Source organism: Pseudomonas sp. GW821-FHT02A11 (genome assembly GCF_059421985.1).
On sequence record NZ_JBWKWB010000003.1, the window covers coordinates 109,770 to 129,260 of the forward strand.

Annotated in this window: 22 protein-coding genes; 18 read left to right on the forward strand and 4 right to left on the reverse strand. The window is 53.7% G+C overall.

The genetic code is table 11. The annotated features are described in order from the left end of the window. The first annotated feature begins 198 nt into the window (after nucleotides 1-198). From AC07V9_RS05415 to AC07V9_RS05430, 4 genes are all read left to right on the forward strand, one after another. Nucleotides 199-1,227, forward strand: coding sequence for an Ig-like domain-containing protein (locus tag AC07V9_RS05415; RefSeq protein WP_495014685.1), 1,029 nt, complete (start codon nucleotides 199-201; stop codon nucleotides 1,225-1,227). 138 nt (nucleotides 1,228-1,365) lie between these two features. Next, nucleotides 1,366-2,028 (forward strand): vWA domain-containing protein, encoded by a 663-nt coding sequence (locus AC07V9_RS05420; RefSeq protein ID WP_495014686.1) that lies wholly within the window; start codon nucleotides 1,366-1,368, stop codon nucleotides 2,026-2,028. Beyond that, nucleotides 2,028-2,783, forward strand: coding sequence for a PP2C family serine/threonine-protein phosphatase (locus AC07V9_RS05425; protein WP_495014687.1), 756 nt, complete (start codon nucleotides 2,028-2,030; stop codon nucleotides 2,781-2,783). Before AC07V9_RS05420 ends, AC07V9_RS05425 begins: the two co-directional genes overlap by 1 nt. A 1-nt stretch (nucleotide 2,784) precedes the next feature. Further along, nucleotides 2,785-4,734: a helix-hairpin-helix domain-containing protein gene (locus AC07V9_RS05430; RefSeq protein WP_495014688.1), complete on the forward strand. Its 1,950-nt coding sequence runs from the start codon at nucleotides 2,785-2,787 to the stop codon at nucleotides 4,732-4,734. Between the two features lie 1,110 nt (nucleotides 4,735-5,844). Here AC07V9_RS05430 and rnhB read toward each other — a convergent pair. The 3 genes from rnhB to AC07V9_RS05445 are packed head-to-tail and all read right to left on the reverse strand — an operon-like array spanning nucleotide 5,845 to nucleotide 7,751. Continuing rightward, nucleotides 5,845-6,474: a ribonuclease HII gene (rnhB, locus tag AC07V9_RS05435; protein ID WP_495014689.1), complete on the reverse strand. Its 630-nt coding sequence runs from the start codon at nucleotides 6,472-6,474 to the stop codon at nucleotides 5,845-5,847. Nucleotides 6,475-6,478: 4 nt separating this feature from the next. Then, complete coding sequence (locus AC07V9_RS05440) at nucleotides 6,479-7,117, reverse strand: SMI1/KNR4 family protein (protein ID WP_495014690.1); 639 nt, start codon at nucleotides 7,115-7,117, stop codon at nucleotides 6,479-6,481. A 31-nt stretch (nucleotides 7,118-7,148) separates the two neighbouring features. Further along, the gene (locus AC07V9_RS05445) at nucleotides 7,149-7,751 is read right to left on the reverse strand and encodes a hypothetical protein (RefSeq protein WP_495014691.1); all 603 of its coding nucleotides are present in this window, start codon (nucleotides 7,749-7,751) and stop codon (nucleotides 7,149-7,151) included. Nucleotides 7,752-8,070: 319 nt separating this feature from the next. On the opposite strand from AC07V9_RS05445, the gene AC07V9_RS05450 reads away from it, so the two are divergent. Next, on the forward strand, nucleotides 8,071-8,376 hold the full coding sequence (locus tag AC07V9_RS05450) for a hypothetical protein (protein ID WP_495014692.1): 306 nt from the start codon (nucleotides 8,071-8,073) through the stop codon (nucleotides 8,374-8,376). A gap of 103 nt (nucleotides 8,377-8,479) precedes the next feature. Here AC07V9_RS05450 and AC07V9_RS05455 read toward each other — a convergent pair whose 3' ends face one another. After that, nucleotides 8,480-8,896 (reverse strand): TraR/DksA family transcriptional regulator, encoded by a 417-nt coding sequence (locus AC07V9_RS05455; RefSeq protein ID WP_495014693.1) that lies wholly within the window; start codon nucleotides 8,894-8,896, stop codon nucleotides 8,480-8,482. A 149-nt stretch (nucleotides 8,897-9,045) separates the two neighbouring features. Here AC07V9_RS05455 and AC07V9_RS05460 point away from each other — a divergent pair, with 149 nt between their 5' ends. From AC07V9_RS05460 to AC07V9_RS05520, 13 genes are all read left to right on the forward strand, one after another. Continuing rightward, nucleotides 9,046-9,408, forward strand: a complete 363-nt coding sequence (locus AC07V9_RS05460) for a hypothetical protein (RefSeq protein ID WP_495014694.1) — start codon at nucleotides 9,046-9,048, stop codon at nucleotides 9,406-9,408. A gap of 31 nt (nucleotides 9,409-9,439) precedes the next feature. After that, nucleotides 9,440-9,760 carry a hypothetical protein gene (locus tag AC07V9_RS05465; RefSeq protein WP_495014695.1) on the forward strand — a complete coding sequence of 107 codons (321 nt, stop codon included), beginning with the start codon at nucleotides 9,440-9,442 and terminating at the stop codon, nucleotides 9,758-9,760. Between the two features lie 125 nt (nucleotides 9,761-9,885). Continuing rightward, on the forward strand, nucleotides 9,886-10,161 hold the full coding sequence (locus tag AC07V9_RS05470) for an HU family DNA-binding protein (protein WP_495014696.1): 276 nt from the start codon (nucleotides 9,886-9,888) through the stop codon (nucleotides 10,159-10,161). A gap of 256 nt (nucleotides 10,162-10,417) precedes the next feature. Continuing rightward, nucleotides 10,418-10,912, forward strand: coding sequence for a hypothetical protein (locus AC07V9_RS05475; RefSeq protein ID WP_495014697.1), 495 nt, complete (start codon nucleotides 10,418-10,420; stop codon nucleotides 10,910-10,912). Between the two features lie 2 nt (nucleotides 10,913-10,914). Next, on the forward strand, nucleotides 10,915-13,125 hold the full coding sequence (locus tag AC07V9_RS05480) for a helix-hairpin-helix domain-containing protein (protein ID WP_495014698.1): 2,211 nt from the start codon (nucleotides 10,915-10,917) through the stop codon (nucleotides 13,123-13,125). Beyond that, nucleotides 13,100-14,902, forward strand: a complete 1,803-nt coding sequence (locus AC07V9_RS05485; protein WP_495014699.1) for a type IV secretory system conjugative DNA transfer family protein — start codon at nucleotides 13,100-13,102, stop codon at nucleotides 14,900-14,902. Before AC07V9_RS05480 ends, AC07V9_RS05485 begins: the two co-directional genes overlap by 26 nt. Nucleotides 14,903-14,941: 39 nt before the next feature. Beyond that, on the forward strand, nucleotides 14,942-15,283 hold the full coding sequence (locus AC07V9_RS05490; RefSeq protein WP_495014700.1) for a hypothetical protein: 342 nt from the start codon (nucleotides 14,942-14,944) through the stop codon (nucleotides 15,281-15,283). Between the two features lie 89 nt (nucleotides 15,284-15,372). Further along, complete coding sequence (locus AC07V9_RS05495; RefSeq protein WP_495014701.1) at nucleotides 15,373-15,723, forward strand: hypothetical protein; 351 nt, start codon at nucleotides 15,373-15,375, stop codon at nucleotides 15,721-15,723. Further along, nucleotides 15,683-16,105 (forward strand): hypothetical protein, encoded by a 423-nt coding sequence (locus tag AC07V9_RS05500; protein ID WP_495014702.1) that lies wholly within the window; start codon nucleotides 15,683-15,685, stop codon nucleotides 16,103-16,105. The genes AC07V9_RS05495 and AC07V9_RS05500 overlap by 41 nt, the downstream gene beginning before the upstream one ends. Before the next feature lie 11 nt (nucleotides 16,106-16,116). Further along, a complete protein-coding gene (locus AC07V9_RS05505; RefSeq protein ID WP_495014703.1) occupies nucleotides 16,117-16,500 on the forward strand; it encodes a hypothetical protein in 384 nt (127 codons plus the stop codon). 2 nt (nucleotides 16,501-16,502) lie between these two features. Then, nucleotides 16,503-17,135 carry a hypothetical protein gene (locus AC07V9_RS05510; protein ID WP_495014704.1) on the forward strand — a complete coding sequence of 211 codons (633 nt, stop codon included), beginning with the start codon at nucleotides 16,503-16,505 and terminating at the stop codon, nucleotides 17,133-17,135. Nucleotides 17,136-17,137: 2 nt separating this feature from the next. Next, entirely contained in the window at nucleotides 17,138-17,926 is a 789-nt protein-coding gene (locus tag AC07V9_RS05515) for a hypothetical protein (protein WP_495015105.1), read from the forward strand. Continuing rightward, entirely contained in the window at nucleotides 17,923-19,485 is a 1,563-nt protein-coding gene (locus AC07V9_RS05520; RefSeq protein ID WP_495014705.1) for a conjugal transfer protein TraB, read from the forward strand. Before AC07V9_RS05515 ends, AC07V9_RS05520 begins: the two co-directional genes overlap by 4 nt. Nucleotides 19,486-19,491 lie beyond the last annotated feature (6 nt).

The following is a 19,491-nucleotide window of genomic DNA, read 5'->3' on the forward strand; positions in this document are numbered from 1 at the left end:
TAAACCAGAGCACCATCCATGAGAGCAACCGATTACGGACAACGCGCTGCAGAACGCGATAGCAGCGATTCTGCATCGCAAACGGCGAGGTTGCCTCTATCAGCAACCACACAATCGCCAAGTAAAATGCCAAGCCAGACTCCTCAATGCGGAGGTGCGCTGCTCCAATCGCTCCTTATCCTGAGCCTGCTCCGGCCCATGCTCAGCATCCTCAAAAAAGGCGCAAATGGCCGATTTATTGCCCTCCTAGTGTCTGCGTTAGCGTTTCTTCTCGATGCCTCAGCAGCAAGCGCTTCGAATTGGCAACGGATCAGGACGGGAACCAACACCTCTGGATGGACTGCCGTTACCTGCGATACGGGCACTACAGGCTGGCGTTCATGCGAAATGCCCCTGACGATTGTCATTACCGCATCACCAGCAGCTATTGCGGCAGTAGGCGAGCAATCGTTGCTGACCGCGACAGTAACGGATTACGCCGGCAACAATGCCGGGGAAGGCATTCTGATCGTGTGGACCACCACGGACGGGACACTGAGTGCAACGTCTTCGCTCACAGATGTAAACGGCCTCACCCAAGTTGTCCTGACGTCCTCCCACCAGATCGGGGGAACCACAGTAACGGCTACCTCTTCGGCTGAGGGTGGATACGGCTCAATTTACGTACCCTTCACAGACAAATGGGTTCCCATTGCACCGACCTATACTGCTTGGGCCAACAATGGCTCTCCATACAGTTGCAGTGCGTGGACTCCGGATGCATCAACAGTCGCCGCGGGTGTCGCTTTCACCCAGACAGCAACTTGCTACCAGAATCAAATCGCATACCAGCAGAACCGAGAGCAGAGCTCAGTGACCGGACAAATCCGTAATGTCGGGGCACCGATCGCCCTTGGCCAAACCGTGCTTGTCACCGCGTCACAAACTGCCGTGGGAACTCTCAGCCCTCCGCCGGCAGCAACTACTTGCTACTACCACTACGAGCTACATAACGGTTACTCGCGAGTCCATGCCTGGGCTGTTTACACGGGCGGTGCCTATAGCAACCAGGCCCACCTTTACGTTGAAGGTGAGCTGCCAAATCGTGACTTCATGATGGGTACCAGTGGCCACATCGATTACAACGGCTATCGATACACCGTTGGCGCTCTCCAACAGAAAATCACAGCAGGCGGGAACAGCGGGATCGTGACCTCCTGGTACTCGTACTGCAAAACTCCACTCTGAGCAGCTGCCACCAGCCTTTCGATGCGGACGTTTACGAACGTCCGCAACGACATGGCGCAATCAAAAGCGGGAGGGCTTTTTGGATAGATGATTTCGAGAGCCGTAGACACCCGATCTAGTGTTTTTAAGGATGCAATAATGACTGATCAAATCGACTTCACTGTAGACCTGGGGCTGGCCGACAATCCTGAACCGAGATGCCCATGCCTACTCATACTGGACATTTCAGGCAGTATGCGCGGTGCTGCGATCGAAGCACTCAACGACGGACTGGTGCAATTTAAAGATGAACTGGCGTCTGATTCGCTGGCAATGCAGCGCGTCGAAATCGGTATCGTGACGTTCGGGCCGGCAGAGATTCACACTCCTTTCATCACCGCGAATGCGTTCATTCCGCCGGTTCTAACAGCTCGTGGGGATACCCCCATGGGCGAAGCAATCCGGCTGGGCCTAGAAATGCTTGAAGCCCGCAAAGAGGAGTATAAGGCAGCAGGCCTAGGACGTTTTAAACCTTGGTGTCTGCTGGTGACAGACGGAGGACCAACTGATGAGTGGCAGCACGCTGCAGCACTTGTTCGTGACTACGAAGCCCGCCAAAAGGTGGCTTTTTTTGCCGTTGGCGTTGAAGGGGCGCGAATGGACGTGCTTTCTCAGATCAGTGTTCGAGAACCATTGAAACTGCAGGGTCTTAAATTCAGAGAGCTATTCGTGTGGCTTTCCGCCTCAATGAAGTCCGTTTCCCAGTCCTCACCAGGTACCGAGGTGGCTCTGACGTCCCCAGCAGGCTGGGCCAGCGTGTGATGTGGGAATGCGGCAGCGCGGTAGCGATCGGCACCGCACATATTGAAAGCGGTGGCGTCTGTCAGGATCGGTGCTCTTCCCGGCTGTTTGATCAGGCAGGAACAACATGGGCAGCAGTCTTCGTTTCCGACGGAGCTGGAAGTGCTTCGTATGGCGAGCTTGGGGCAGAGATGGCAGTGAATGCTGCCAATGAAACTGTATCCCAGCTGATGCAACTGGCGGAAATCCCTTTGGATGAAAGCCTGGCTGTTCAAATCATTAGCGACATTCAGCAATCGATCTTTCTCGCGGCAGAGAAAGATAATCAACCTGCCCGATCTTATGCGTGCACATTCCTCGGCGCGATTTCGTCGCCATACGGTGCAATCGCGTTCCAGATAGGTGACGGTGGAATTGTTGTTGACCCCGGTACCGGGCTTGAACTCTCGATCGAGCCAATGAAGGGTCTTTACTCCAATATGACCACATTCATCACAGACACAGATGCGCTTAAACGCCTAGCTGTTAAGACATATCCTGCAGGCGTAAAATCCATGACGTTATTCTCCGATGGTCTGGAGCGCCTGGCTCTGGACGTCGCTGAGAATAGACCACATCTCCCCTTCTTTGAGCCGATTTTGCGAAAGATTGCAAACCTGAGTGACGCTAGCCGACCGCAGCTTTCAAGCGCCCTTCAAAGCTTCCTGTCGAGCGATAGAATCAACGAGCGCACCGATGACGACAAGTGCCTGGCCATTGCTGTTCTGAGGTCCTGAGATGGCAAGGAGGCTCTTCAAGGCTGATGGACAGCCAGTTGACCTGATCGATGAGCTTGGGAAAGGTGGGGAAGGATCAGTTTTCTCGCTTCAAAGTAGTCGCGACGTCGTAGCCAAGGTCTATCACACACCTATCGACGATGAGAAGCAGGCCAAGCTGGTCTACATGACCGGCAACAGTGACGAGCAATTGCTGAAGTATGCTGCTTGGCCACAGTCGACTCTGCATGAGCGTCCCGGTGGCCCTGTTGTTGGATTTACGATGGAGAAAGTCGGAGGTATGAAGCCCATCCAGGCTTTGTACAGCCCTGCTCAACGTAAACAAGAGTTCAGCCAGCGCGGGTTCGACTTTTTGGTTGTAGCCGCTCGCAATACTGCAGCTGCTTTTGCCGTGCTGCATCAGCGCGGAATCGTGGCTGGAGACGTGAATCACGGCAACCTGTATGTCAATGCAAAAGCTGTTGTGAAACTCATAGATACTGACAGTTATCAGCTCAATGACGGAAATCGAACCTACGGGTGCCCAGTCGGCGTCGGAACTTACACTCCCCCGGAGCTACAAGGGAAAAGCTTCCGCGGGGTGATTCGGGAATTCTCTGCGGATACCTTCGGATTAGCGTTACTCGTGTGGCACTTACTTATGGGCGGCCGGCATCCATTTGCAGGTGTTCCGCAACGGGATGGCATTGGTGAAACGATTGAAGAAAACATTGCCCAACTGCGCTTCGCCTACAGCGCAACGGCAAAACAGCGCCTGCTGCTGCCCCCGCCTAATGCCCTACCGGTCACAACAGTACCACCATCAATGGTGAGTATGTTTGAAAACGCATTTACCGAACCAGGTCTGGCAGGCGGCCGGCCAACTGCTAAGCAATGGCTGGACGAACTAGATCGATTGCGTAATAGCCTGCGCCCCTGTGCAAAGTCGAAAATGCACACATTCCCATCGCACCTTGGGTCATGTCCTTGGTGTGAAATGGATGTCAAAGGCGTCATGTACTTTGTCAGCACGCCAGTCTACACCCAGGTTTCAGATACTCCCGGAACCCCGGTAAAAATTGGCGAGATCTGGGCAGCAATCTGCGCTGTTCCCAGGATGGCCGAAGTGCAAATCCCTGGAGCCAGCAATCCAAATCCTCAGGGTGAAATGCTTCCCCTCGGAGTTTTCAGCAGGACTGCAAAGCGCATCATCAGCCTAGCGCTCACCGCATGCATATTCGCGATTTGGAGCGCTTTAGGTGGTATACCGACCATTTACTTCGTCGTGACCGTAGTCACCTGGCTGGCAGTTGGGGCCTTTGGCGCAAGAGCAAGGGATGAAGAGAGAGAGCGTAGATCTGCCGCTCGGGAGTTGGCTCGAAAAGACTATAACCGTGCCGTGTCCGCCTTGAAAATTGATGCCGGCGGGGAGAGAACTGCAGCAAAACGAGAGCTGCTCACTCGGCTGAAGGTCGAGTTCGACGGACTAGCGACGCGCGAGCAAAAAGACCTCGCATCACTTCGCGCCAACGCTGAGAAAAAGCAGCGCACTGCATACCTTGAGAGATTCTTTCTCGACCGCGCTAACCTGCCAGGCGTCGGGCCCGCAAAGCGCGCATCTCTACAAGCGTTCGGTATTGAAACCGCCGCAGAAATCGATGCGAAGCGCATTCGTCAGGTGAAAGGTTTTGGGGAGAAACTCACCAACGTTTTGTTGGATTGGCGGGCGAGTCACGAGAAGAATTTTCGATTCAACCCAACTGCAGCGATTACTCCTACAGATACCGCTAACGTCAAGCGCGCAATCGCCTCTAGAGCATCGGAACTTGGAGCTCTCTTAGCCAAAGGCCTACAGGACCTGCAGCATGCGCCGACACTTCGTGATCAAGCCTTGCGGCGTCATGCCTCCGCGGTGCAACTGGCCGCTGATAAGCTTGCCCAAGCAGAAGCAGACTGGCGGGTCCTCCTCTGAGGTGTAGGAAGACCACGCCACTTCGACCCCCACCTCGAGCTAAAGCGCCGCTGAATGCTCGAGTGAGGCGATGACTACAAGTCTCTCCGCCTGCTGGTATGGGTCAACCTTGAATCCGCTGTCTTCACACATCTTAGCCAGAGCGTGAAGGTGTGCGTCGACATCTATTGGCCTTCCCTTCTGCCAGGCAAGGACTTCTGAGGCCAGTTGTTTAAGGTTGGCTATCGCGAACGCTCGCGCGGCTGAAAAAAGTGCTGACTCCACTGATGACTCCGGATCATTTGACTTCCAAATCATAGGCTAACGGACCTCCTATTTGTATCCAGGGAAATCCGCAGAAAACAGGCACCTATTTTGGATAGCGTTGAATCGATGACTGTTCGATCATGTCGAATCTACTCCAAGGATTGAAAATTAAATGTCCCTAGCCCAGATTCGCGAGCGCCTTAGCTCAATATCGCTGATGCCAAGCATCGCAGCCTTGCAACTTGCCCTGCGCTTCATCATCCGGGCGGGAGTTGTTTACCCCGCGCTCCTGGTGATAGGTCTGACACTCGTGGTCTGTCTGCAAGGCCGGGGTTTTGCCGAAATTCCATACCAACTGCTTTCGGCTATGGAGTCTGCGCAGAAGCTGGCAGCGACATACTCACCGAACTCCGGACAAGTGCTGATTGAGCGCTGTGCTGATGTACCACCAGCGCAGACCGTACCGATGCGCCCAGTATCGTGTTCCCGCGAGGAGATCGCCTCAGTCAGCGTTGACACGTTAGCTGAGCATCAAGGGGGTATCATCCGAGCCACATACACCGTGCTTTTTGGGGTTTTTGCATTCTTTGAGATCTGTCGGAATAGCTGGAGTCTGAAGCGAGCACGCCGTTCACTGGCCCACTGGTAGTCCACTTCCGGCAGCACGAGTTCTGGAAATTCAAATGAGGTCCGGTGAGCTCGTGCTCGAAGGAAGGACACCTGTTCTTCGTGCAACAGCCGTAGAGGTCACCTCTACAGTCGCCGTCAAGACGGCTTTTCAGAAGTCCCGTATTGATCTCCGACACTACGCGGTTTGAATCGATGCGGTACTCCTGAACCTATCAACCCCACCGCCGCGATGCTCTAAGCAATGCTTCCGCGAGTAAGAGCTAATCCATCAATGATCCGCTTCACAGGCGCATAGCTCTTGCGGTGAATTGGTGTTATTCCAAGCCGGCCCAGTGCCTCTAGATGCACTGGCGAGGGGTATCCTTTGTGGCCTGCTAGGCCGTAGCCGGGATATACGAGATCCGCCTCGACCATCTCTCGGTCACGGACTACTTTTGCGAGGATGCTTGCGGCCGAAATCTCCGGGATGAGCCCATCGCCTTTGACGACTGCCTGCGATCGCATGGGCAATGTCGGGCATCGGTCCCCATCGATAAGCGCCAGCGTTGGTTGGATGGACAAGCCTTGTACTGCCCGCTTCATAGCGAGCATCGTCGCATGAAGAATGTTGAGTTCATCGATTTCGGCGACCGAGGCCCGGGCTACGCACCAGCAGAGCGCCTTATCACGAATTTCGTTGAACAGTGCATCACGCTTCTTTTCGGACAACTTCTTTGAATCGTTCAAGCCCAGAATCGGCCTCGCCGGATCTAAAATTACAGCTGCGGTGACAACATCACCACAAAGGGGTCCGCGCCCTACTTCATCGACACCAGCAATGATGTCGCCATCGTAAACATCGACGCCTATCAGTGAGATCGACATGCACTCAGTCCTCCCATTCAGGGCGAACGTCGAACTCGATCTCGAGATCCGAAACAAGGGACTGACCCAATGAGTCAGCGACCTCTTGAGAAAGCAGCGACTGAACAATCCGAGTACCTGTGGGACGCTCGACAATATCACCATTCAGCAGCCCTTCTAGGAGCTCTCGATGCTCCGGCAAAATGATCGATGAGAGCAGACTCACCTCGCCTTTCATTCGAACAACGCCCTCGGCAGGGTCACAGTCCAAGTCTTGAAGATTGAGGCAAGCCTTAACATAGCGGTCTGTGATCCAGTGGCTAACGCTCGGAAACTCCAGGATTGACGTTTCTTCATCATGGATTACCAACGCGATGCCTCGGCCACCCTCCTCGAACTCTACATAGCAAAGCGCGTCCCCTGCACCGGTCTGCGCAAAGGGAAGCAAGGTGTAGTCAGCTCCACGTTGTTTCTTACGCCCCAGCCAATCCCCGAGAATGCGCTCCGCATCGCCAGCGTCAATGAACTCAATATCGGGAATGCTTGAAAGCGGTGCAATCTGACCAGGCTTACTCGGCCGTGCGACGAGCTCGATCAGCTGTCCAAGGTCATCGGGGAGGTCAATACCCAGGTCTTCTGCAATGTCTTCAAAATCAGCAAGCATGTGTAAATCCAAATTGAGTCAAAAAGGTTGGTTATTGGCGGACGTCTTCAGTTTGGTGACGCCAGTCCATTTGCTGAGTGGCCAATTGGGGCAGCATTACAGTGAATTCGGCATGATCAAGGTCGTCCGCTTCTGTCGAGAATTGGTCCCCGGTGCTCAGACGACCGTAAATGAGCGAACGGATAACAGATCTGTCATTGGCGATAAGCAGGGCTTGATAGTCGTCATATTCGGGCTTGGAGGATGCGAGATAAGCTCGGGCATTACTAAGTGCCTGCAGGGCAGCCTCGCGAACTTCCTGATCACCCGGGTGATCTTTCAGCCATCGGTATGCCGCGTTTGCACTGGCCATTCCTCCAAAGTAGGTCGTGCTATCAAGCATTGCTGCAATAGCACAGGCGCGCTCGGCGGTAGAGAAGAATTCTGTGCCTACCTCATCGTCACGACAGCCATTGATTCGGCTCACCTCTGACAAAGCAAACTCAGTTTTGGCCGTGTACGCGTTAATTCTCTCAGGGGATTGCAGCACGCACAATTTCTGCTCATAGGCACTCAGGTCCTCGTGAGCCCAGACCGTCAGCCCCGCAGCAGTTCCAATGACCACAAGGCCGCCCATCAGCTTTCTCTTCTTCATTCCAGGTAGTCCAGACATCCAGCATCATGCAAATAGGATGGGCTTAGGATAAAGAATCACCCTAGATGAACAACCCAAACCCTATGGTCGGAAATCAAAGGGGGACGGAGCCATTTTGAGAAATTCCGCATGCGGAACTTTTGGAATTCCTGCGTGAGGGTTTGTGAATTTCGGACACCTGTTTTGGGGTGCGCACAGGATACAGGTAGGTAGAATCCTGCTGACAGCCGGTCTTAGCGAATCCACTAGCAGTGGACCCCACCGAAAATGCGGAGGCTGACGCTTACGGTTCCTGATTGCGATATGAAAAGGCGTACTTATGAAAATCAAGGTTTCCGCAGCTTTTTTAGCTGTACTGATGGGCGTAGCCGCAGGCGCTTACGCAAACGAGGAAGCTGGTCAACGCCCTCTCCCTCCTCAGCCTCCTGCAGTCGCCTATCAAGCATGCGATGGTCTCGCCGAGGGCGAAAAAGTAGAATTCAGCATGGCCGACGGCCACGAATTCCATGGCGTCTGCACCGCCTGGGAGGGCCGGCTGGTGGCCATGCCTGAACATGGCATGCGCCGACACGAAGGGCGAATGCCAGCCCCACGTGGCGACCACCCGACACAGCCGCGCAGCTGAGTACGTAATAAAAATGCCGCCATTAGAGGCGGCATTTTGCTTTCAGCTATAACAGGATCAAAGCTAAGTTCGGTCAGCCACTACCGCGCAACTGAAGTCGTAGCTATGCGACTTCTGCTCGAACGTGACGACCCAGGCGTTCCATGCGCGCCTGTGCTTCTGTGGTTCTGAGAGCCGTGGGGCTTTTGAGCAATCGAGCAAGTCCGATAGGCTCACCTGTATCCTCACACCAGCCATATGAGTCTTCAGAGATTCGCTCGAGCGCGGCCTTGATCGCGATCGCCTCTGCTCTCTCCCCTTTCAATAGCCTCATTGTCAGAGTCCGTTCTTCTTCGATGCTGCCCGCATCAGAGGCGTCAGCAACCCGCTCGGTCACTCCAAGCGCCCGCTCCCGCTCAGATATTCGAGTGGCAAGCTCCTGGTGTTTTGAATGTAGCAACTCCTTGAAGAACTGGCGCTGCGCCTGGTCCATGTAATTTTCGCTAGGCTGCGCCAGCAGTGCGGATTCATCCAAGGTCATATGTGGGTTCCAGGTAGTCTGCAGATTTTAGGAATGGTCTCAGGGTAACGTCAGAGCAACGGAAGACAAATCCATAAACCATGCGCCAAATTCCACTGGTCTTCCAACCCAGAGACGTTAGGTTAAGGAGTGTCTAATTGGAGAATCACATGACTTTCACCACACACTCTTCCGGCACAGCCCATTTTCAAGCCACGTACGGCGCAGCCTCAATGGCAATTCTGGATCACACGCGCATTATGTATGAGCACCGCTCAGGCGTTGCGGTGCAAGCTTGGTCAACTGGGATTCACGACAACGGCCTCGTCGTGTTGCTGCCAGTATACGACTGCGTCGATGCACAAAAAGCACTGAACGACATCCATCCCGCTGCTGTATTCTCGAAAGCAGCGGCCATGGCCTACGAGGCTTTCTCTGCGAGTGTTGATATGGAGGATGACGATCAGGCCGCTCTTCCAATCATCTTGCTTCGTGCTTCCCGCAATGCAGATCAGTTGGCATCCGTAGCTTGATCTGCTTTGCTGGTTGGAAACCGGAGGGACTATGAACACAGTTGAAAAGAATGAGCCCGGGGACATCAAATTCGGGCGCTTCAGTTATACCCACGCTCGCTTTCTCATGGCTCTCATGTGCTTGGCCGTCGCGGGGTACCTGCTTGCTGACATTTTTGGCACTCCTCTTCAGCCTGGCTCAGGACTGGTGGCGAAGGTGACAAGCCACCAGATGATCTGGGGGCTGCTCATGATTCCCGTGGGTGCATTTGGTTACCTTTCGCTCAAGCGGTCGGGTCATCCTGTCACAGCTCGGTATTGCTTGATCGTGGCGATTTTCTTTGCGTTAGGGTGCGGATACTCGGTTATTTAAGGATGAATTTGGTGACGGGCTTTTGGCTCGCTACCAACCGGTACATCGCTATAATCAGGATTCGACATGGGGCGAATTAACAATATTTCGGCGCCTTGAAACCATCCAAACTGGAGTAGTTGATTTTGAACAAAAGTGAATTCGTGAATGCCGTAGCTGAGCGCGCAGGCCTATCCAAAGTCGATGCCCAAAAAGCAGTAGATGCAGTGCTGGGTACAATTGGCGAAGAACTCAGCCAGGGCGGGACCGTTGAGTTCTCCGGCTGGGGAAAATATTCGGTAAAACAAACACCTGCGCGTCAAGGTCGCAACCCTTCCACAGGTGCAGCCATTACAATCGCTGCCGCGACAAAGGCCGTGTTTACTCCCGGAAAGCAGTTGAAAGAGATGGTAAACAAGTAACCCGGAAGTCCAAAAGCCCTGAGTTTTCAGGGCTTTCATCATTAGCCTAGTACACAATCCAAACTGATGAGCCATTAGTCAAAATCCGACAACGGCCAATCCCTCAACAGAAATGCATCCAATCACTGTCGATACGGTGCACGACACCGGACGCTTACAGTGCCCGGTGTCTAAATTTTTTTCAGATTTCTTTGTTAGACAGGCCGAAAATGGGGCAGTCCATAGCCACTATTGGTTTAAGACCCCGAGGCCGACAATGCAACCAATCCATACCAACGAAGCAAAATCCCTGATCTCCGAGGAGTTCCCGTTTGAACATGGGACCCTTGTGAGAGGGACGCTTCGAAAATTCCTACACGACGGTTCGAGCGCAGTCTTCGCGTGCAAAACGTTTCGCCAACGAAAAGCGGCCTCAACGCTGTTCACGAGCGGCGTTGACGCGGCTACTAAAAAGATCCAGGCACTCGTCGACAAATATGCAGGCTTACCTACCGACGGTCTGTTTGAAGGCCTTGAGCCCGTGCCCGCTTATCCGCAAGAGATGATCTATTGGAATGACCTGCTGCGCGCTGCAGACCTGGTAGCCCTCTTCGATCAACTGATAGCTCTTACCTACAAATATCCAAGCCATCTCGACGAGCCACCTAAAAAGCTTCGCAAAGCCGCGCTGATCGCAACAATGCGCCCCCTGTGCAGGGTCCGCCGCGCCACGCGGATCGCGAATAGCGGCCGGGCTTTTGAACAAGGATGAATATGGAACGTGTACCCGAGGCAGTCGAAGGACTGCTGCGAGAACAAGCCATCCTGAGCTCCATTCAGTACCGCGATCCGTCTGGGCCATGGGGTATCGCGACGTTTCGCCGCGACGACGGGACTACCTTCACAGCTACCGGCAGCTTTGGGCAACCGATCCTCTACGAGGAGTTCATCCTCTACGGTAAGTGGAGCCCTGATATCCCGGGCGGGGATTTTGACACAGCCTCATTTTCGTCGATGCCCCCGAAGGGGCTCGAGACTCTACCCCGCTACCTCACAAGCCTGACGCAGAACCGCGTTCCGATCGCTGCGACGAATAAGGCTGTTCAGCACTTTGGCGAGAACCTGATCGACATCTTGGAGCGAGCGCCGGGCCGGCTTGAAGAAGCAGGCCTTTCAGAGGGGGATGCAGAGTTTCTAAGCTCCACCTGGGCGAAAGAACGCTCGCATCAGTTGGCGCTGGCTCAAATCGACCTTGAAGGTATCCCACCGGCGAAACTCGCCACTCTCCAACGCCGCCTCGGGTACATGACCGATCTGAACCTCGTGTTGCGTGAAGATCCTTACCTGCTCTACGTCCACTTCGACGACATGCCCTTCACGACCGCACAATCACTCGCCAAGCGATTTCGAGTGACAAATGACACTGTGTCCGCGGTGAAGGGTGCAGTTGTCGCTGTGCTTCGTAGAGAGGCCTGGCTGGGCCATAGCTATATTGAGGGTGTGCCGCTCATTGAAGCGGTCTCCAAGCTTCTCAACTTGGACCGACAAACTGTATTCCCCCTGATCAAGGAAGGAGTCACCGAGCTAAGCAAGGCAAAGGTTGCGCGTGCGGATGATCGTAAGCTTCAGCTATTCAACCTTTACGAAATTGAGAAGTCCCTCGTTGAGAAGGCGATTAACTGGACCAAGCTAAACGCTGATGAGCTTGGGGATCTCGTTCCGTCAGAGGAAATGGCTCATAAACTGCTGCGCCCACTGAAACTGGGTGTATCTGCGACGCGCACTTTAGCTGCCGGCCTGAGCAGCCTTATGGCTGAACGCCTGGCGCTGGTGCAATGCGAAACAATTCACGACCAACTGACCATCGTCGAAGGGATACATCTGTATCTGACGGCCTTTGGCTCTGACGCCCTGATCACTACTTCCACCAAGGAAATGGTCTCCGAGCTAAGCCGAGCGCTGGGCGATGAAGCGGCAGTCATTGGGTTTGGCGAATTGATCGGCATCGACCCCATCTCGGGTGTGCCCCAACAGCATCGTTCCAGCCCGATTCACGCTGAAGTTGTTGTGGTGGTGGGCGCTGACTCAATGGGCGTGGAAGATATTCACTATCTCCTAGAGGCCATGCCTAAAGAAGGCCGGCTCTTCATGCTCGGAGCACCAAAAGACCTCCCCTCTCAGAATGTTGGCCAGCCTTTTGACGAATTATCCCAAGTCCCTGAGATTCGAACATTCCTGGCCAGCTTCTGGTTGCCGGCAAGATCTGAACACCGCCTTGCTGCCAAGGCTATTTGGTCAGGTTCTATCCGGCCTGATGACACCTTCGATCCCACAAGACCCATCAGCTGGCTGAATACACCACGGGCAGACATTCCCGATGTCGTCAACGTTCTCTTGAGCGAGCTGGCCAACACGTGCCAGATTTCCCCGTTGCACGACATAAAGCCTGTCGTAGTAAAACAGCATGCTGACGTACCTGGTACGGACGCCATCGCTTGGCTCACCCAGACGATAGCCAACGAATTCGCAGAGCCGAGTGAGGCGATCGAGTTCCAAGGGAAACAACTCTACAAAGGGATGCCAGTTCTTATCCGGCAACCGTTGTCACTCGAGCATCCAGCATTCTCGATTTTCGATGCGACGGAGCTCTCCTCCGAGCGAATGGTTGCAACTCCTCGATCGGGCAACCCCGTAGTGCTCGACCTAAAGCGAAATCTGAACCCGTTTCACGGTGCGGTACTTACTCCGAAATTCATCCGCGGCCGGATCTACGAGTTCGTGATCCTGATTGTGCTCAAAGAACACATGGGCCTTTTCAACGCTGAGCTTTTGTCCACCTTGCTAAACAGTACCAAACGATCACTCGTGCTAGTGGGCGAGCTGGACGGGGTTGCTGAGAGTTTTCCCGGAAGCGAACCGACCAGGGTTCGCTCACTTCTTTCAAAATGGATGGCACAAAATGGCGATCAGATCTGCCCGGCTTGAGGCACAGGACACAGCCAGGCGTAAAACCCAACAAGCTCGAAATGTTGCGCTGAGTTTACCTCTGGTAGGTGCAGCAATTCCGTTCATGCCCCTCCCCCTTTCCATTGCCATTGCAGTCGGTTGCGCCGTTTGGACGCTGTATCTGGATCGGAAGGACGGAGAGGCGACGAAGCCTCTTGTGTGGGATCGCAGTTACACCCAAAGCGATCTCCAGGATTGCGACTTCCAACGTTCCACATTCCTTGGGAAGACCATGCCGTGGGTCGAGTGGAAGGAGCGTGTAGATGAAGTATCCAACCAGAAAGGGGTTTCGAGCGCCGACGACGTGCGTCAAACCCTGATCGAGGCATACCCCGGGATGATCCCATTCATGCTGTCTGATGACATCATGACACGCCACCTAGCGCTGCTGGCCGCCACCGGGACAGGTAAAACTGAGCTGATTTTAAGTATTATCCAACAACAAATCAAAAAAGGGGCAGGCCTACTGCTGGTCGAAGCGAAGGCCGATTCTGATTTGTCCGGGGCGATTTACGGAATGATGCAGGCAGCTGGCCGCCTGGATCAGTTCAAGCTCATCTCGTTTGAGTTCCCTGAAACGAGCCACACCTACAACCCATTCTTTTCGGGCGGCGTACGAGCAACTCTGTCGACCGCGATGAAAATGCAGGCCGCGTCCAAAGAGGAATTCTGGACCGACGTAAACCGTTACTCACTGTCGGCAGCAATTCTGTGTATGAAACTGCAGCCAGGTGAGCCGGCGTTTCACATCAAAGATCTGATTGCCGTACTGTCGGACTTCAACCTCCTACTCCGCTATGTGAAGTCAATTCGCGAGTCGGACTCCGATGCGCATAAAGACGGAAAGGAGTTCCTGTTCTCCTACCTACGGTATTGGTACGACGAAGAGAAGAACGAGTGGAACCGTAAAAACTTCAAAACGATGCTGCAAGGTGCCATTTCCAAGCTTTCTGCGTTCGCCCACTCTGAGTACTCGCGGATCGTTAACACCTACAACCCCGACGTCGATCTGAAGGACGCGATCCTGAATGGCGAGGTTGTAGTGCTGTCCATGTCGGCTCTGGCTGACAAGGATGGCGTTGAGTTGATGGGGAAACTCTTCATCTCGGACCTGGCGCGCGCCATCGGTGAAATCCAGCTGCAGAAGCTGAAGCCGCTGATGATTTGCCCGGCCATCTTCGACGAATACGGTTCCTTCGCAGAAGAAGGCCAGATCACGTTGTTCCAGTTGGCGCGCAGTGCCAACGTTCCGATCATCATCGCTTTCCAAGGCGTTGGATTCTTGCAACAGAAATCGGCGCCTTTCGTGGAAATGGTACTCGGTAACTGTTGGACGCACATCTATTGCGATATCCGTGATGCCGAGACGAGAGCTTTCGCCTGCAAGCTTGCAGGCACAACACTCAGGAAGTTTGAGCAGGAAACGCAAGGCACCAGCTCGGGGGCCAGTCACAGCTCAGAGCAATCGGGCCTGATCTCGAATGAAAACACCGGGGCGAGTTCAAGCGTCGGAGCCAAGTCCACCCGAGAGGACCTGCTCCAGCCGGACGACTTCCAGACACTCGACCAGGGCGACGGAATCATTATCGCCAAGTCCGGTACCTACCGAGTTCGTATGCCTCTGGTCCGTAGCACCTTCCCATCAGTCCATTTCCGCGACATGAAACTGACTCGCCGCCATTCTCGCGGTAAAGCCGGCATCAATGCATGGAAGGACTTCACCGACTTCAACCGGAAATTGCTTGGCGATATCTGACGAAAACATTTCGCATGCGGAAACTTATTGGGGGCGCGAATGACTTGGCTTGAGAAAATCAGAAACTGGGATTACAGCCTCGACGGGGTTATCGAATGGATCTTGAACCTGATGGAATTCCACATCCAGCGAGCTGGGCTACTGGGATACGTTGGGATCGTTCTTTTCATCATCGGAGTTGGTCTGGCATTTCCTGCGACGCGGGGCGTAACCAGCCTCGTAGTAAGTGGCGTTTTCAGGATGTTCTTCACTTTTATCCAGAACGTCCTCACCCTGCTTACGGCAGACCTTTTCAAATTTTTCGGCCGTGTGCTGTTGGCGATGTTCCATCGTACTCGCCGCTGGCTGATTGATCTCGCAGGCCGCGCACGACGCGACTAAAAGAAAACCCGGGCAATCCGGGTTTTTTTTCTTAGAACCATCAGAAATGGGGCAGTCGACTTCCACTATTTAGTGAAAGGAGATCCCTCATGAAAGCCGTCTTTCTAGCCATCTGCATTTTCGGCGTCGCGACCAACGCGGCTGCGTCGGACTATGCGGGTGATTCATACGTCATCGATCAACGAGATCCGAAGTACCAGGCTGCACTCGAGCACCTAGCGAGCGCAGCGCAGGCTCTTCGTCTTGCTCAAGACGAGTTGAAAAAGGCTGAGGCCTCCCACCCCCTTCCTGGATTGGAACTTGTGCGCATGTTGAGCCAAGTCCGGCCAGTGGAAGAAACCATCAACGTGATCCTGCGCCCGGAGAAAAAGCGCCTGCGCTACCAGGAGCTCACGCCAGATGGGCAGTTTTTTACAACCCCACCTCGACTCGGAGATTGAGACGATGACCGTCTATGGAAGTACCTCAAATATACGCCTGGAGGAAATGAGGCGGTTTATGGTCAGCATCCTGTTGCTGATGGCCGTAGCCGCCCTGTTTGTCTTTCCAGAGCTGGCGCACGCCGATGGCTCATGGAACGGCCAATTCGGCCCTGACGCAGCAACGACCAAGAACACCACTGCGAGCTTGCAGGGATGGTGGAAAAGCATCGCTGGTTGGGGCCTGTACATCTCGATTGGGTGCCTCTTGTTCTCCATCTTCTTTGCAGGTGGCAAATGGTGGTGGATCCCTGTCTGCGTTTTCCTGTTGTGCTTGTTCGGTGAAAAAGTGATCTCGCAGGTTGCTACTTGGGCTGGGTTCACAAACTTCACTACGACCTGACGAGACTGAAAATGCGCTTAAGAACCACAACAGATAGCGATACCTACGCCTATGCAACTTCCCCGCTGAATTTTGGCGGCGTGGAAAAAGAGGATCTTTTGATTTGGATGATCCCTATGGCGCTCACCAACTCGATCACGAACGATCCCATAGACGCGTTCGGAGTAGGTTGCTTCTGCTTGTGGCTCTATAAACGACTCACTCGGAATACCGCACCAGGTCATATGGTGCTGCGACTGAGTTTAGGGATGGGAAGAATAGAGAATGGCGAATTAGCTGAGCAGTATCCAGCAGTGAAACGCCTTGCTAGGGGCTTGAACAGTTTCCTGACGAATCTTTGGCTGGAAGTTGGCCTCCTGCCATCTCCAACTTATTGCAACCGATACGAGCCTTAAGAATGAGCGACAATTACGGCGTACCGCTTCAATTTTACAATCTCCTCGGAAGGGGTGAATTGCGGTCCAGCAGGATCATGGTTGCTTTCATTGCCGTATCGGTGGTGCTTACCGCTGTAATCGTGTTCCTCATTAACTCGAACACCAATCTGCAGAACACAAACGTTGAGCTCCAAAAACAGCGCGTTATGTATGGCTATCCAAACGCCGACGGTGTGTTCGTGAGCGAAAATGAAATACCTGAACGTCACATTGTTTCGTTTGTTTCGGTATTTCTGGATAACTTCTACAACTTCACACCTGAGTCCTCATTCGCTAACGCCAATGAAGCTCTGCGCCTGATGTCGCCTCGCCTCCGTGCAGTTCAGGAAGAAACCCTGAAGTTGGTAGCGAAGCAATCATCTGAACAACAGATTACGCAGGTATTTGTCCGCACTACCGCCTACAAAGTCGAGGCATCCCCACAAGGGTATATCGTCTCGTTCCAGGCAACTCGATACCGCGCAACCCTGAACACCGTATTCGGCAAAAGCAAATTCAATGTCCGCATTCTGCTGAAACCAGTTAAACCGTCCAAATACTTCGAGTGGGCTATCGTCGCCGACGACCTGCAAACTCAGGAGATCACCCAGTGAAAATGACACTCCTGGCTGCGATGGTTGCCGCAGTCCTTGCTTCACCAGTTTTTGCAGATGAGGAATGCAACCGTTCCCCCCGTACAGTTGTGTATCAAAACAGCCCCGTTGACGTATTCATTTCCAATGATAGCCAACGCGCGGAGGTAATTTTCCCGGAGTCATACCTGTTCGGTGTTAACCCTGAGGTCCCAACAGGCATGGAACTTTTTCCGACTCCGATCAAAAACAAGCTCGCGTTCACTAGTCAAGACAGCCAATACGTTGGGCTTGTCACAGTCGACGGCGCGTCAGGCCAATCCTATTTGGTCAACCTTATTACCCGTCCAGGATGTGCCGATAGCCAAGTCACCATTGCCCATGAAGCCCCAGTTGATCGATCTCAGCTTGATCGCAATGGCAAGGGGCAAGTTAAAGGGCTGATGAATTATCTGTTCGACGGTAAGGTGCCAAATGGATACCGGAAGAACAGCTTTTCCAAGCTAACTAAAGATCAACGCGTAGTCTTTCGGCAGGGCTCTGTCGAGTTTTCTCTCCAGTCCCAATTGGTTGGTCCTAAATACGTCGGCACCACTTACGAGATCGTAAATCGGGGTCGCACGGCTTTTAAGGTCGCAATTGATCAAATCGATTACTCGAATAAGGCAGTTCAGGAATCACTCGGCACTGCCCGCCAAGTTTCGATGCTACCTACGTCACGCATCCTAGGACCGTCTCCTGAATATGTGTCAGAGGTCTACGGGGACTCTCATCGCGGGTTGCTCTTCATCGTGTCGGAGAAGAGCAAATGAGTGATTCAACTCCTCGGCCGACAGGGCCCAATAAAAAGCTCATTTGGATCATCGCTATTGTTGGCGGTGGCTTATTTCTATTCGGAAAGTTTTACGACAATACCGTTCAGGCTCCCTCAACAAGCCAAACAAGGCCCGCAGCGATCGAAGCTGGCAATGCTGGTATTAACCAGATCACCGGTCAAGATAAGGACGCCGCCCTCACCCAGTTCCGCAAGCAGCTGGAAGCTATGCAGGCGGACGCAAACCGCGCGGAAGCAGATCGTGTAAAAAATGAGAAAGTCCGCGATCAGCAACTGCGCGAGATGCAACAGCAGAACAATGCGCAAAACCGGGCTTTGACCGAGAAAATTGCAGACCTTGAGAAAAAGGGAGTTGACGATCTTTACGCTGCAATAAACAAGAAGGACAAGAGCACCAATAGCCTGCCCGACATGCCAGCAGTATCTGGCATCAAAGTTCCTTCTGGCGGCTTGTCCTTTGACGGTGATCTCGACCTGGGTCCTGCAAGCGCACCATCGGTTGTTGCCCCACAGGCTGCTAAACCATACGGTCCAAATTACATCGTTCTGACCCCTCCAAACCAAGCTCAGACGACATTCCAGGGTAAGAGCGGTGGCGGACCAGGTTCGCAGTCAGAGACAACCCTTTTCAATGACATGTCAGCACCGTCTTCCACGAAAAATGGTGGGAGTTCGAATGCCGGCAACATGGATGCGCAGTTCAACGACGTTTACGGCAAGCCTGCTGGTCAAAATAACCAAGCCGGCCAAGCAAACCAACAAGCTGCAGCGCAGCCTGTTGCGCTGACGGCAGAGCAAGCAAAGGCAAAGAAAAAGGCAGAAGACACATACACGATCGAGGCCTTCTCGTACGTGGAAGTCACGACACTGCACGGTGTCAGCTGTCCTATCGGTGCCAATGCACCGGGCGCCTCAGACTCAACGAAGATCCCGGCGCGTCCTGTGGTGTTGCCAGTGCACGGCATTTTTCGGGGTCCGAATGGAGTCGAGCGCGACATTGGAACCGCTCACTTGATGGGTCTGTGTTCTGGCCGCCGGACGTCATCCTCCAGCACCGGCCGAGCAGTCATTCGAATCGAACAACTGAGCTACTGGGACGCATCGGGCGGCCCTCAATTGGTTAATGCTCCTGGTTACATCGTGGACATGCGCGACAACGAACAGGATGTCTACGGCAAGCTAGACAAGGCATCAGGTCGCACGCTGGCTCTCCAGGCAGCCTCCGCAGCCGCCGCAGCTTATGCAACGACATTGAGCTCGGCTGAGTTCACTAATACCTCATCTACACAAAACGGCACGACCAGCGCCACAAGCCAATTGACTGGTGATGCAACCAAAGCTGCCGTTGCTCAAGGCATTGGCTCGATGTTCCAAAAAATCAGTGAGCGCTATCAGGCGGAAGCTGATGCCGCGGTGGACACCATCTTGGTTGAGCCTGGCATCAGATTGCGATTCGTGACTGACCAACCTATTCGGGTTGTGAAACCACTTGAGCCTTTCGACATCGATGCGTCGATGTACGACACCCTGATTTAAGGACGC

Coding starts and splice junctions, on each gene's coding strand:
- AC07V9_RS05415 (WP_495014685.1), top strand. CDS start 199: ATGCTCAGCATCCTCAAAAAAGGCGCAAATGGCCGATTTATTGCCCTC.
- AC07V9_RS05420 (WP_495014686.1), top strand. CDS start 1,366: ATGACTGATCAAATCGACTTCACTGTAGACCTGGGGCTGGCCGACAAT.
- AC07V9_RS05425 (WP_495014687.1), top strand. CDS start 2,028: ATGTGGGAATGCGGCAGCGCGGTAGCGATCGGCACCGCACATATTGAA.
- AC07V9_RS05430 (WP_495014688.1), top strand. CDS start 2,785: ATGGCAAGGAGGCTCTTCAAGGCTGATGGACAGCCAGTTGACCTGATC.
- rnhB (WP_495014689.1), bottom strand. CDS start 6,474: ATGTCGATCTCACTGATAGGCGTCGATGTTTACGATGGCGACATCATT.
- AC07V9_RS05440 (WP_495014690.1), bottom strand. CDS start 7,117: ATGCTTGCTGATTTTGAAGACATTGCAGAAGACCTGGGTATTGACCTC.
- AC07V9_RS05445 (WP_495014691.1), bottom strand. CDS start 7,751: ATGAAGAAGAGAAAGCTGATGGGCGGCCTTGTGGTCATTGGAACTGCT.
- AC07V9_RS05450 (WP_495014692.1), top strand. CDS start 8,071: ATGAAAATCAAGGTTTCCGCAGCTTTTTTAGCTGTACTGATGGGCGTA.
- AC07V9_RS05455 (WP_495014693.1), bottom strand. CDS start 8,896: ATGACCTTGGATGAATCCGCACTGCTGGCGCAGCCTAGCGAAAATTAC.
- AC07V9_RS05460 (WP_495014694.1), top strand. CDS start 9,046: ATGACTTTCACCACACACTCTTCCGGCACAGCCCATTTTCAAGCCACG.
- AC07V9_RS05465 (WP_495014695.1), top strand. CDS start 9,440: ATGAACACAGTTGAAAAGAATGAGCCCGGGGACATCAAATTCGGGCGC.
- AC07V9_RS05475 (WP_495014697.1), top strand. CDS start 10,418: ATGCAACCAATCCATACCAACGAAGCAAAATCCCTGATCTCCGAGGAG.
- AC07V9_RS05480 (WP_495014698.1), top strand. CDS start 10,915: ATGGAACGTGTACCCGAGGCAGTCGAAGGACTGCTGCGAGAACAAGCC.
- AC07V9_RS05485 (WP_495014699.1), top strand. CDS start 13,100: ATGGCGATCAGATCTGCCCGGCTTGAGGCACAGGACACAGCCAGGCGT.
- AC07V9_RS05490 (WP_495014700.1), top strand. CDS start 14,942: ATGACTTGGCTTGAGAAAATCAGAAACTGGGATTACAGCCTCGACGGG.
- AC07V9_RS05495 (WP_495014701.1), top strand. CDS start 15,373: ATGAAAGCCGTCTTTCTAGCCATCTGCATTTTCGGCGTCGCGACCAAC.
- AC07V9_RS05500 (WP_495014702.1), top strand. CDS start 15,683: ATGGGCAGTTTTTTACAACCCCACCTCGACTCGGAGATTGAGACGATG.
- AC07V9_RS05505 (WP_495014703.1), top strand. CDS start 16,117: ATGCGCTTAAGAACCACAACAGATAGCGATACCTACGCCTATGCAACT.
- AC07V9_RS05510 (WP_495014704.1), top strand. CDS start 16,503: ATGAGCGACAATTACGGCGTACCGCTTCAATTTTACAATCTCCTCGGA.
- AC07V9_RS05515 (WP_495015105.1), top strand. CDS start 17,138: ATGACACTCCTGGCTGCGATGGTTGCCGCAGTCCTTGCTTCACCAGTT.
- AC07V9_RS05520 (WP_495014705.1), top strand. CDS start 17,923: ATGAGTGATTCAACTCCTCGGCCGACAGGGCCCAATAAAAAGCTCATT.